Source organism: Neobacillus cucumis (genome assembly GCF_023715505.1).
The window spans coordinates 64,037-75,884 of record NZ_JAMBOH010000020.1; the positions used below are offsets into that span (position 1 = coordinate 64,037).

The 11,848-nt window shown below is 41.6% G+C and carries 11 protein-coding genes; all 11 read right to left on the bottom strand.

Annotation, left to right across the window (positions count from 1 at the left end):
• Positions 1-21: 21 nt before the first annotated feature.
• Positions 22-1,557 (bottom strand): argininosuccinate lyase, encoded by a 1,536-nt coding sequence (gene argH / locus M3226_RS22535; protein WP_251570864.1) that lies wholly within the window; start codon positions 1,555-1,557, stop codon positions 22-24.
• Positions 1,558-2,134: 577 nt separating this feature from the next.
• Entirely contained in the window at positions 2,135-3,001 is an 867-nt protein-coding gene (purU, locus tag M3226_RS22540) for a formyltetrahydrofolate deformylase (RefSeq protein ID WP_251570866.1), read from the bottom strand.
• Positions 3,002-3,151: 150 nt separating this feature from the next.
• A complete protein-coding gene (gene lpdA / locus M3226_RS22545; RefSeq protein ID WP_251570868.1) occupies positions 3,152-4,552 on the bottom strand; it encodes a dihydrolipoyl dehydrogenase in 1,401 nt (466 codons plus the stop codon).
• Between the two features lie 106 nt (positions 4,553-4,658).
• Positions 4,659-4,964, bottom strand: coding sequence for an iron-sulfur cluster biosynthesis family protein (locus M3226_RS22550; protein ID WP_251570870.1), 306 nt, complete (start codon positions 4,962-4,964; stop codon positions 4,659-4,661).
• A 38-nt stretch (positions 4,965-5,002) separates the two neighbouring features.
• Entirely contained in the window at positions 5,003-5,881 is an 879-nt protein-coding gene (gene lipA / locus M3226_RS22555) for a lipoyl synthase (protein ID WP_098528216.1), read from the bottom strand.
• 87 nt (positions 5,882-5,968) lie between these two features.
• Positions 5,969-7,459 (bottom strand): aminomethyl-transferring glycine dehydrogenase subunit GcvPB, encoded by a 1,491-nt coding sequence (gene gcvPB / locus M3226_RS22560; RefSeq protein WP_251570872.1) that lies wholly within the window; start codon positions 7,457-7,459, stop codon positions 5,969-5,971.
• The gene (gcvPA, locus tag M3226_RS22565) at positions 7,446-8,804 is read right to left on the bottom strand and encodes an aminomethyl-transferring glycine dehydrogenase subunit GcvPA (RefSeq protein ID WP_251570874.1); all 1,359 of its coding nucleotides are present in this window, start codon (positions 8,802-8,804) and stop codon (positions 7,446-7,448) included. The genes gcvPB and gcvPA overlap by 14 nt, the downstream gene beginning before the upstream one ends.
• Before the next feature lies 1 nt (position 8,805).
• Entirely contained in the window at positions 8,806-9,201 is a 396-nt protein-coding gene (gene gcvH, locus M3226_RS22570; protein WP_251570876.1) for a glycine cleavage system protein GcvH, read from the bottom strand.
• Positions 9,202-9,329: 128 nt separating this feature from the next.
• Entirely contained in the window at positions 9,330-10,442 is a 1,113-nt protein-coding gene (gene gcvT, locus M3226_RS22575; protein ID WP_251570879.1) for a glycine cleavage system aminomethyltransferase GcvT, read from the bottom strand.
• Positions 10,443-10,453: 11 nt separating this feature from the next.
• On the bottom strand, positions 10,454-11,335 hold the full coding sequence (sdaAA, locus tag M3226_RS22580; protein ID WP_251570913.1) for an L-serine ammonia-lyase, iron-sulfur-dependent, subunit alpha: 882 nt from the start codon (positions 11,333-11,335) through the stop codon (positions 10,454-10,456).
• Entirely contained in the window at positions 11,335-11,847 is a 513-nt protein-coding gene (locus M3226_RS22585; RefSeq protein ID WP_251570880.1) for a serine dehydratase beta chain, read from the bottom strand. Before M3226_RS22585 ends, sdaAA begins: the two co-directional genes overlap by 1 nt.
• Between the last annotated feature and the right edge of the window lies 1 nt (position 11,848).

Here is an 11,848-nt window from a genome sequence, read left to right on the forward strand (position 1 = left end):
TTTTCCTAAGTACCGCCTTCATCAATGTTCTGAATTGATATCGTCTTCATTCTTTTTGCCCCACTTGCTTGTCAGTTGATCAAGTTTTTCCATACAAACTGTAATTCGATTAACCTCCGTATGGAGTAAAGAAAAATGGTGGTGTAGACTAGCTTCTCGTTCCACAATGGCCCGCTTCATTTCCACCGGTGCTGGTCCGCCAGGCAGCGACCGAATTTTTACAAAGTGTTCTGGGTCCATTGCTGTGCGAATAATCTCCTCCGGTAAATTCAACGGAATTCCGATAACTGCTTTTGCCGCTTCATCTACGAGTACAGATGTGACATGAGTAGCATTCAATCCCCTTGCTAAGGCAATTTTCACCACCTGGCTGGCAATGGAATGTGAGGTGCGAAACGGGATGTTTGCTTCCCTAAACAGGGTGTCGGCTAATTCGGTAATCGCCGCAAAACTTTCTTGGGCTCTTCTTTTTAACAGTGCTTCATTTACTTCTATCGTTCCAACCACCACCTTTGTTAACCGAAAAACTTGATCTATGAGTTGCAGGCCCTTCCATAAATAAGGCTGAAGATCATCCTCGGTATCGTTTATATCACCGTATGGTGTGTTATGTAACATTTGAAGTACGGTTTGGGCATTTCCAATCCCGCTTGAGCTTAATGCCCGAATATGCTCTAGTGAAACGGGATTTCTTTTTTGCGGCATAATGGAACTCGTTTGCACATAGGGGTCTGCCACACGGATTGCTGAAAATTCCTGACTGGACCATAAGAGTAGATCATGTGAGAATCGGCCGAGATTGATAAAGGTTAATTGAATTGCGGTGGCAATTTCCCCTAAATAATCAGCACCGGCAATTGAATCATAGGCACTCTTGATGATTTTCGGGAATCCTAATAGCTCTGCGATCCTTTTTCGGTCAATCGGAAATCCAGTCGTAGTGAGGGCCGCCGCGCCGAGAGGACTGGCATTGCATGTTTCATATGCTGCCTTCAATCTTTTTAAGTCACGGTCAACGACATCGTACATTCCTAGTAGATAATGGGAGAACGTCATCGGCTGGGCCTGCTGGGTATGAGTATGACCAAGGACAATGGTTTCCTTATAGGTATCAATTACCTTCAAAAGGGTTTCTTGAAAGGAAAGCAGCGCCTCAATGGCTAGAAGAATCTTGTCTCTAAGAACCAGCCTGTACATTGTAACCCCCATATCGTTCCGACTCCTGGCAAGGTGCAAACTTCCACCAATTTCCCCGGCAACATTCATTATTTGGCCTTCTACAAGGAAAAAGAGATCTTCATACTGTCCATCATAGGTGGATTGAAGAAGTGCCTCCTTATCAAGTGCGTAAATACCTGCCAGGATTTGGGAGGCTCCACTCACCTCCAACAACCCTTGTTCCACCAGCATAATTAGATGGGCTTTATGGACTGCTAGCATCGGCTCTAGTAAAGTTTGTTTGGCATGCTCAAAAGCAGGCGCCAATACTACCTCTGAATAAGTCGCTCCAGGAAATTTCTGTCCTTCCTTTTTGAAAATGTTCTCCTTATTTTCCATCACAATCCCCCCTAAAAATCCCTAACATAATGACAAGTAAACTTTAGAAAATGAAACAAGAGATAGAGGTTCGCAATCCTTTGTTATTTTGGTTTACAGCCTTTTATACTTATAAAAAAACATGAACATTGTATGTTCATGACATCGGTTGTCCGGAATACTTCTAATTTTCAATTATTCCTATTGGATATTTAATTATAACAATAATTTACTTTTTTTTCGATATTTTCTTAAAATTATAATTTTATTCTTAATCCTAACTACTGGAATTTTGTACTTCAATCGGCAACTAGGATATTTTTACCCATTTCTGATTAAAAAAGCTTGCAGATAACAAATCATCCGCAAGCTATATCTATATCCTAATACCACCAACGATTAATCACATTATATAGCGAATTAATTAAAATACCAACGGCAAAAAGCAGTAGCATGATATGTATGTAGTTTACCGATTTCCTTCGTTTACTTTGCAGAAAAATCCATATCCAAAGAATAGCTAATATGAAATGAATAACGCCTAGTACACGTTCATTTCCTGCCAATAACCTCATCTCCTATCATCTGCCGTTTAAACTCATGTAAAAACAATCGTTTTATTGCCATGAACTAGTACTTTATCTTCAACATGCCAGGAAACAGCTTCGGCGAGAACCCTCTTTTCCACATGACGTCCCGCAGTTTTTAAATCTTCTACGGTATAACGATGATTAATCCGTTGTACATCTTGTTCGATAATTGGGCCTTCATCAAGATCATTTGTTACATAGTGGGCCGTTGCCCCGATTAACTTTACACCTCGATTAAACGCTCTTACATAAGGATTCGCCCCAACAAATGCCGGTAAGAACGAGTGATGGATATTAATAATTTGATTAGGAAAATGGGATATAAATTTTGGGGAAAGAATTTGCATATACCTTGCCAGGACAATAAAGTCTACATTCCCTTCCAATAGTTCTAATGCCTTCTTTTCAGCCTCTTCTTTCGTTTCATGTGACATGGGGATATGATAAAAAGGGATGCCATACCCCTCAACGACTTCTTTTAAATCGGGATGATTACTGATGACCAAAGGAATATCCACCACGATTTCCTTGGATTTCCAGCGCCAAAGCAGCTCATTGAGGCAATGGTCTGCTTTGGAAACAAAGATGGCCATTCGCTTTCTTTTTTCATTACTGCTCAGCTGCCAATCCAAATTATAGTCCCGTCCCATTACATGTAAATCCTGTTCTAGTTTTTCAAATGAAGAATCAGATTCTTTCATTTCAAACTCAATCCGCATAAAAAATATACCTGAGTTTGGATCTGTTGTATGTTGGTCAAAATGTACAATATTCACCTTGTGTTCTAATAGAAAATTCGTTACTTTTGAGATAATACCAGGCTTTTCTGGACAAGAAATTAATAGTTTAACACGGTTCAGGTTTACTTTTGTCATCCTTGCTGACACCATCCTTAGGCCAATGATTTAAGTGAAATGATAGGAATTGAATAGTAGGGCTACTCGTCCCCGTCCAAGAGGAATCCTCTTATACTCTTAGAATAGTTGTTCTATTTTTATAACACTATCATTCTTAAAGTATTCGACTTATGCATGAATTGCCTTTCCATCTACAGCAAGCGCTGCTTCACCAATCGCTTCGGCTAATGTTGGGTGTGGATGGATCATATGAGCAATATCCATTGAAGTTGCATTCAAAACTTGGGCTAATCCAAACTCTGTAATCATATCCGTTACATGGGGACCCACCATATGGGCACCTAACATTTTATTTGTTCCTTCTTCAACAACAAGTTTGATAAATCCGTCTGATTCACCAAAAACGAGGGCCTTTCCGATCGCCCGGAATGAGAATTTACCGGTCTTAACTTGAAATCCTTTCTCCTTCGCATCATCTTCTGTGAGTCCAACACTTGCTACTTCTGGACTGCAATATACACATTTGGGAACTTGAGTTGGATCTAGCACTTTAGGATTTTTTCCTGCCATATGTTCAATGGCAATCATTCCTTCATGTGAGGCGACATGGGCCAGCTGCAATCCCCCAATAACATCGCCAATTGCGTATATGTTGGGTTCATTTGTTTGATAGAATTCATTTGTTTTGATAAAAATCCCATTCATTTCAATGGCTGTTTTTTCAAGCCCAATCCCTTCTATATTCGGCAGCCTGCCTACGGATACTAAGAGTTTATCTGCAGAAAATGATACTTCTTTCCCTTTATGTTCTGCCTTGATCGAAACACCATCGCCTTTTTCAAGCGTTTCTGAAAGCACCTTTGCTCCTGTGACGATTTTCACGCCTTTTTTCTTTAGTAAGCGTTGGATTTCCTTTGAAACATCCTTATCTTCAGTCGGTAAAATACGATCAGCATATTCAATCACTGTAACCTGGATGTCGAAGTCCACTAGCATCGATGCCCATTCGATTCCGATTACTCCACCGCCAACAATGATAATTGACTTTGGTAACGTTTCCATTTCTAAGGCCTCATCTGATGTCATGACATACTTTTCATCGGCCTCCAAGCCATGAAATGTTCTTGGACGGGAACCTGTTGCAATTAAAATATTCCGAGGACTTAAAATGACTTCCCCTTCCTCAGTGTTTAATTGAACTAACACATCCTTTGACTCCAAGATACTTCCTTTTCCCTCATAAATATCGATTTTTCCCTTTTTCATTAAATGTTGGATCCCTTTATACAGGCGGTCCTGAATTTCTTCTTTTCGAGCTTGTACCTTTGTAAAATCAAGTCCAACTTCTGGGGCAATGACACCATATTGATTTGCATTTTTTGTTTGTGTATATAATTCTGCACTTCTTAATAAGGCCTTGGTTGGGATGCATCCGGCATGAAGGCATGTTCCACCGATTTTTCCTTTTTCAACTACAGCCACTTTTAGGCCTAATTGCGAGGCGCGAATGGCAGCAACGTAGCCTCCTGGTCCCCCGCCGATAATCACAATGTCATATTCTATTGTCATTTTCATTTCTCCTTTTCATCATACCTATTTTACCTACAAGAAAACTTCGATTTATAGTGGTAAAACAGGTGATTCTCCTATCACACTAATAATAGCCAGGTTCCTATTAATCTATCTCGATTGCACATGCACTTGAGATAAAGCTGTCTCCGACTAGAAAACCATTGTCATCTTGATAATCAATTATTGTTTCTTCATCTAAATAACGCTTTGTAAAGCGATCCAGTCGGATCTGCAGCCCCTCTATCTCTATGTATATATCGTTTCGGCGCGGTTCATCAAAAAGAAGTGAAAACTTAACTGACATCCCGCATCCGCCAGCCACTTCCGCATCAATCCGAGGAATTCCCTCTTCATTCCCAGCTAATTCTTTTAGCTTGTTTATGGCTGCTTCTGTCATTTTTAATATCATCGGACCTCACCTCTCCTAACGCCTTATTTCCTTGATGTTTACGCATTCGCCTTTGCTGCATTGACCTGTTCATCTGCATGATAAGAGGAGCGAACGAGCGGACCGGCTTCGCAGTGACTAAATCCTTTTGACATCGCTATTACTTTTAGTTCATCAAACTCCTGCGGGCTCCAATATTTTTGAACTTTTAAATGATGTTTGGTAGGTTGTAAATATTGGCCTATCGTCATAATATCGACATTGTTCACACGAAGATCATCCATTGTTTCGATTATTTCTTCTTTTGTTTCTCCAAGACCAATCATAATACTTGATTTTGTTGGAATAGCGGCATTTAGTTCTTTTGCGCGGCGTAAAAATTCAAGGGAACGTTCGTAGGTAGCCCGTGCTCGAATTTTTGGTGATAAACGTTTTACCGTTTCAATATTGTGATTTAAAATGTCGGGCTTCGCATCCATTAATGTCTTTAAGTTGTCATACTCACCATTCATATCGGAAGGAAGAACTTCAATACTGCAAAATGGATTACGGCGTCTAACGGCTCTCACCGTTTCTGCAAAAACCCCTGCTCCTCCATCTTTTAAATCGTCGCGGGCAACAGCAGTAATCACGACATGCTTTAACCCCATCTGCTCCACAGATTCAGCGACGCGCTCCGGCTCTTCCCAATCAAGCTCTGTCGGCAGCCCCGTTTGAACCGCACAGAATCTGCAGGCACGTGTACATATACTTCCTAAAATCATAAAGGTTGCCGTTTTTCGTGATGCCCAGCATTCATGAATGTTCGGGCATTTGGCTTCTTCACAGACTGTGTGAAGCTTTTTTTCACGCATCATCGTTTTTAAACCTGTATACTGTTCATTCGTATTTAATTTTATCTTGAGCCATTCTGGTTTACGTACATACTCGGTGGCCATCTAATTCACTCCTATGAACGGATCATATTATCTTCTAACTAGAAAACCATCTGTACAGCGCATCCGCTGCACAGATGGAGGTTCATTTTAGGCGTTTACTGTTTCTTTTTCTTTCACTGCTGATTCCTCTTTTGTATAACGCAAAATCGGTTGTCTCGCTGCCTGTACTTCATCCAATCGGCCAATCACCGTTGTATGTGGTGCCTCTAATACGATACCTGGGTTTTCCTCTACCTCTTTGGCAATTTGAATCATCACATCAGCAAATGCATCCATGGTTTCCTTTGACTCTGTTTCCGTCGGTTCGATCATCAAACACTCCTCCACATTCAGTGGGAAGTAAATGGTCGGCGGATGGTAACCAAAATCCAGCAGACGTTTGGCCATATCGAGTGTTCTTACCCCTAACTTTTTCTGTCTTGACCCGGATAACACAAATTCATGCTTACAAATTTGTGAATATGGTGCATCAAAATACGGCTCAAGCTTTTTGCGAAGATAGTTCGCATGAAGGACGGCACCTTCCGATACTTGACGTAATCCTTCAGGTCCCATGGTGCGAATATAGGTGTACGCACGCAATAGAATTCCGAAGTTTCCATAATACCCTTTCACACGACCGATTGATAGAGGCTGGTTATAGTCTAGCTGATATTGATTATTTTCTTTGACCACTCGTGGAACTGGTAAAAACGGAATAAGCTTCTCTTTCACACCGACTGGACCTGCACCTGGACCGCCGCCGCCATGTGGTGTAGTAAAAGTTTTATGAAGATTTAAATGCACGATGTCAAAGCCCATTTGACCAGGTGTTGTTTTTCCTAAAATCGCATTGGCATTCGCACCGTCATAGTACAATAAACCGCCTGCTTCATGGACAACATTAGCAATTTCAACAATTTCTTTTTCAAACAGACCGAGCGTATTCGGATTTGTCAGCATCAGTGCAGCTGTGTTATCATCCACATGTTTCTTTAATTCTTCCAGGTCGACTAACCCATGCTCATTGGATGGAATCGTTATGGTATCATAGCCGGCAACCGATGCACTTGCAGGGTTTGTTCCATGAGCCGAGTCCGGAACGAGGACTTTTGTTCTCACTTCACCTTTTTGCTTATGATAGGCTTTGACCATCATTAGCCCTGTCCATTCACCTTGTGCTCCTGCTGAAGGCTGTAATGTCACTGCATCCATTCCTGTTATAACAGCTAGTTCTTCCTGTAATTCATATAATACTTCTAATGCGCCCTGTACGGTTTCAGTTGGCTGGTATGGATGAATACGGCTAAACCCTTCCAAACGGGCTACATCTTCATTTATTTTTGGATTGTACTTCATTGTACAAGAGCCAAGTGGATAGAAACCGTTATCGATCCCATGGTTTTTATTCGATAGTGCTGTATAATGGCGAACAAGCTGCAGTTCTGATACTTCCGGGAGTTCTGCCGGAATATCACGAATTAAATGCTGCGGAAGTTTATCATTTATATCCACTTTCGCAACATCACTTTCCGGAAGGCTTGAACCCACTCGTCCTTGACGACTAATTTCAAAAATCAGATCATTATATTCCACCATTTACAACAGCCTCCAGTACCTCGATAAATTGGTCTATCTCTTCTTTCGTCCTCTGCTCGGTCACCGCGATTAGCATTTTGTTTTCAAAGCCGTAATCACTCACTAAGTCAAACCCACCGATAATTCCGGCCTCAAGCAGTTTTGCGTTTACCTCTTTGACAGGAAGAGGAAGTTCTACCACAAATTCATTAAAGAATGGTGCTTGGTTCGTAACGATAAAGCCGTTCTTTTGGAGACATTTTGCCATGTAATCAGCTTTTTCAATGTTTAGCTGAGCCATTTCACGTATTCCCTGCTTCCCAAGTGCACTCATACAAACAGCAGAAGCAAGTGCATTTAATGCCTGGTTTGAACAAATATTTGATGAAGCTTTATCACGGCGAATATGTTGTTCGCGTGCTTGAAGGGTTAAGACAAAGCCACGCTGTCCTTTCTCATCTTTCGTTTGCCCGACAATCCGTCCAGGGATTTTCCGCATAAATTTCTTACTTACGGCAAAATAACCACAATGCGGGCCGCCAAAAGACATTGGAATTCCTAATGGCTGCATATCGCCGATCACAATGTCCGCCCCAAGCTTACCGGGAGCCTGCAGGAGCGCTAGCGCTAGCGGATTGGAACTTACGATGAAAAGTGCTCCGTTTGCTGCGGCAATTTTTTTAATTTCTGCCAAATCTTCAATCGAACCGAAGAAGTTAGGATATTGAACAATAACAGCGGCTGTCCCCTTATCAATTTGGTCTTGCAATTTTTCTAAGTCGGTAACATCAGCAGCAAGATTCACATCTTCTACGGTATACCCTTGACCACTTGCTACCGTATTTAAGATGGCACGAGATTCAGGATGAACGGCCTTAGATACGAGCACTTTCGAACGTCTTGTCGATGAAACGGCAAGTGATGCCGCTTCTGCAAGTGACGTAAACCCATCGTACATGGAAGAATTGGCAACATCCATTCCTGTCAGCTCACAAACCATCGTTTGGAATTCAAAAATGGCCTGTAATTCTCCTTGGCTGATTTCCGGCTGGTATGGTGTATAGGCCGTATAAAATTCAGAACGGGAAATCATGTGGTTGACCACACTTGGTATGTAGTGATCATAAGTACCTGCCCCTAGAAAGGTGGGGTATTGATTCGCATTTTTATTTTGGGATGCAAGACGATTCATTTTTTTCAGTAAAAGGACTTCAGGGTCCGCCTTTGGAATATTTAGCTCACCTTGCAATTGAATTTCAGCTGGAATATCTTCAAACAACTCATCAATAGAAGACATATTTAGAAAAGCGAGCATTTCTTCTTGATCTTGTTTCGTATCAGGGAGATATCTGTAAGTGGATGTCATTCTATTCCTCTCCTTCATTGATAAATGCTTGATACTCATTTTCATTTAAAAGAGATTCCAATTCTTCTGGACTTGACATTTCCACTTCTACTAACCAGCCTTTACTGAATGGATAGGCGTTAATAGTTTCTGGAGCTTCTTCCAACTCTTCATTAATTCGAACAACTGTACCTGAAACTGGAGCATAAATTTCAGAAACTGCTTTAACCGATTCAATTGTTCCCATGGATTCATCTGCTGTTACATCATCATCGACTTGCGGACTTTCTACAAATACGATATCTCCTAACTGTTTTTGGGCATAATCAGAAATTCCAATTCGCACTCGATTTCCCTCTAATTGTAAAACCCACTCATGTTCCTTGCTGTATAGTAAGCTTGCAGTCGCTTGTGTCATTATTTTTACTTCCTTTCCATTTTTAAATTTGAGTTTACTGTTATTAAATTATTTTATTGAGTTTTTTAGGCACCAGGCTGCCTTGCTGCAGCCTGTATGGTGGTTTACTGGAGAACTCTGATATTCTTTTAACCTCTTTTATAGAATGGTGTTTTCACAACAACAGCATCAATAAGCTTATTTCGAATTTCTATCTTTAATGGTGTCCCTACTTCAGCATGTTCCGCTTCTATTAAAACAAGACCAATGCTTTTCTTTAAAGTTGGTGATTGGGTTCCGGATGTCACAACACCAATTTCCTTTCCACCTTCTGAAGTTACCTTATAACCATGACGCGGTATTCCCCGTCCTGTGGCTTCAATCCCAACTAATTTTCGTTTTAATCCAGCTTCTTTTTGGGCTAACAGTGCATCTTTCCCGATAAAATCACTTTCTTTTTTCAGTTTAACGGCGAAGCCGATTCCTGCTTCAAGCGGACTAATATCACTTAACAATTCTTGACCATAGAGTGCTAGACGTGCTTCTAAGCGGAGCGTATCTCGTGCTCCAAGCCCACATGGCTTTAAGCCGTCTTCACTTCCTGCGTCTAAAAGTTTTTCCCAAAGTGTTTCCGCTTGCTCTGCTGCTAAATAGAGCTCAAAACCATCTTCTCCTGTATAACCCGTACGGGATACGAGTACATCTGTTACACCGTCTAGAACAACATGTTGGGCAAAATAAAATGAGCCTATTTTGGAAAGATCGATTCCCGTTAACTTTTGCAAGATCCCTTCCGCTTTAGGACCTTGAATCGCAAGCTGGGCAGTTTCGTTCGAAATATTTTGGAGCGTCATCTCTCCTTTTACATGTTGCTGCATCCAATTGAAATCTTTCTCAATGTTAGCGGCATTAATGACGAGTAAATATTTTTCATGATCTAATTTGTAGACTAATAGATCATCGACTGTTCCCCCGTCTGGATAACACATAGCGGTATATTGTGCTTGATTGATGGCAAGCTTTGTCACATCGTTGGTGACAAGGTAGTTGATATAACCCTCTGCATCTTTCCCCTCAACAAGTACTTCACCCATATGAGAGACATCAAAGAGTCCTGCTTTTGTTCGGACCGCTTCATGCTCATCTAAAATGCTAGAAAACTGGACTGGAAGTGCCCAGCCGCCAAAATCTATAACCTTCGCACCATATTTTCCATACGTTTCGAAAAGTGGTGTTTGCTTTAATGCTGTTACCGTACTCATCTTGCTCCCCCCTATGATTTCCTGCAGAATAGTCGTTCTTTTACTTGTTTTCCTGTTTCAGTCGTTGCCAGTCCGCCAAGTGAGGTTTCGCGGAGTGTCCGAGGCATATCTTTTCCAACTCTATACATGGCTTCAATTACCTCATCACAAGGAATACGGCTTTCAATCCCGGCAAGGGACATGTCAGCTGCTGAAAATGCGATGGAGGTTCCGATCACATTCCGCTTAATGCAAGGAACTTCCACTAGTCCTGCCACTGGGTCACAAACCAAACCCAAAAGTGACTTCATCGCAATGGCAGTGGCATTTACAGCTTGCTGTGGTGTACCCCCTTTTAACTCAACAATCGTTCCAGCGGCCATGGCCGTTGCCGAACCGACCTCAGCCTGGCACCCTCCGGCCGCTCCCGAAATGAAGGAACGGTTCGCAATGATATAGCCAAGCATGCTTGCCGTAAATAACCCCATGACTAAATCTTTAAAAGGCGTACCATCATTTTTATGAAGTGAAAACAATACCCCGGGCAAAATGCCGGCTGCTCCGGCCGTTGGCGTTGCTACAATGACACCCATTCGAGCATTGTTTTCTGAAGTGGCCAATGAAAAAGCCATTGCATTGCTAATATAATTTCCTGATAGGGATCTACCTTGATTGATATAATCATGCATCTTTACGGCATCACCGCCAGAAAGACCGCTTGGAGCGGCTGATGCATCATTGATACCGCTCGTAACAGCTTCTTTCATTTTGAGCAACCGCTCTTCCATCATGCTAATAATGGTTTCTTGGTCTTTGCCTGATCTTTTTACCTCCATCATCAACATCATTTCACCGACGGTTTTTTGTTCTCTTACACATGCATCGATTAGCTCTCTCATCGATTGAATTTCCATCATTTTGCCCCCATTAGTGTTTTCCTTTTAGGTTGGTAATGACGAGCAAGAGCTGCAAAATCATCGCCTGCACTCAAACGGATATCGACCATTTCGTCGTCTATCATAAAGATTTTGGATAAGCCGCCGCCGAGTGACACGCCGCCAACTTTAACAACATGTTCCTCACATTTTGCTGTTACGATGGCTATATTTGGATGGTCATAATACTTACAGTCTTCTGCAAATTCGAACCTGTACTTCATCCCACCCTTTTTAGCCCATTCCAATGAATATTTTATGCGTGGATCATCCGTTTCCATCCCTAGTAATCCGCCAAGAAGTGCTTTATCTGTTCCATGACCTTGATAGGTTTCAGCAAATGAATCATAAAAAACAATATTTGCTTCTTGCGGAGAATCTTCCAATAATTCGTATATAAACTTTCCAATCGATACGACCCCCGCTGTATGAGAACTCGATGGTCCCACCATGATTGGCCCGATAATGTCAAAACAACTTTGAAATTCCATC

What these genes read in the sequence shown, in the direction of transcription:
- argH (WP_251570864.1), bottom strand. Translation starts at nt 1,557, where the DNA reads ATGGAAAATAAGGAGAACATTTTCAAAAAGGAAGGACAGAAATTTCCT.
- purU (WP_251570866.1), bottom strand. Translation starts at nt 3,001, where the DNA reads ATGACAAAAGTAAACCTGAACCGTGTTAAACTATTAATTTCTTGTCCA.
- lpdA (WP_251570868.1), bottom strand. Translation starts at nt 4,552, where the DNA reads ATGACAATAGAATATGACATTGTGATTATCGGCGGGGGACCAGGAGGC.
- M3226_RS22550 (WP_251570870.1), bottom strand. Translation starts at nt 4,964, where the DNA reads ATGATATTAAAAATGACAGAAGCAGCCATAAACAAGCTAAAAGAATTA.
- lipA (WP_098528216.1), bottom strand. Translation starts at nt 5,881, where the DNA reads ATGGCCACCGAGTATGTACGTAAACCAGAATGGCTCAAGATAAAATTA.
- gcvPB (WP_251570872.1), bottom strand. Translation starts at nt 7,459, where the DNA reads ATGGTGGAATATAATGATCTGATTTTTGAAATTAGTCGTCAAGGACGA.
- gcvPA (WP_251570874.1), bottom strand. Translation starts at nt 8,804, where the DNA reads ATGACATCCACTTACAGATATCTCCCTGATACGAAACAAGATCAAGAA.
- gcvH (WP_251570876.1), bottom strand. Translation starts at nt 9,201, where the DNA reads ATGACACAAGCGACTGCAAGCTTACTATACAGCAAGGAACATGAGTGG.
- gcvT (WP_251570879.1), bottom strand. Translation starts at nt 10,442, where the DNA reads ATGAGTACGGTAACAGCATTAAAGCAAACACCACTTTTCGAAACGTAT.
- sdaAA (WP_251570913.1), bottom strand. Translation starts at nt 11,335, where the DNA reads ATGGAAATTCAATCGATGAGAGAGCTAATCGATGCATGTGTAAGAGAA.
- M3226_RS22585 (WP_251570880.1), bottom strand. Translation starts at nt 11,847, where the DNA reads ATGGAATTTCAAAGTTGTTTTGACATTATCGGGCCAATCATGGTGGGA.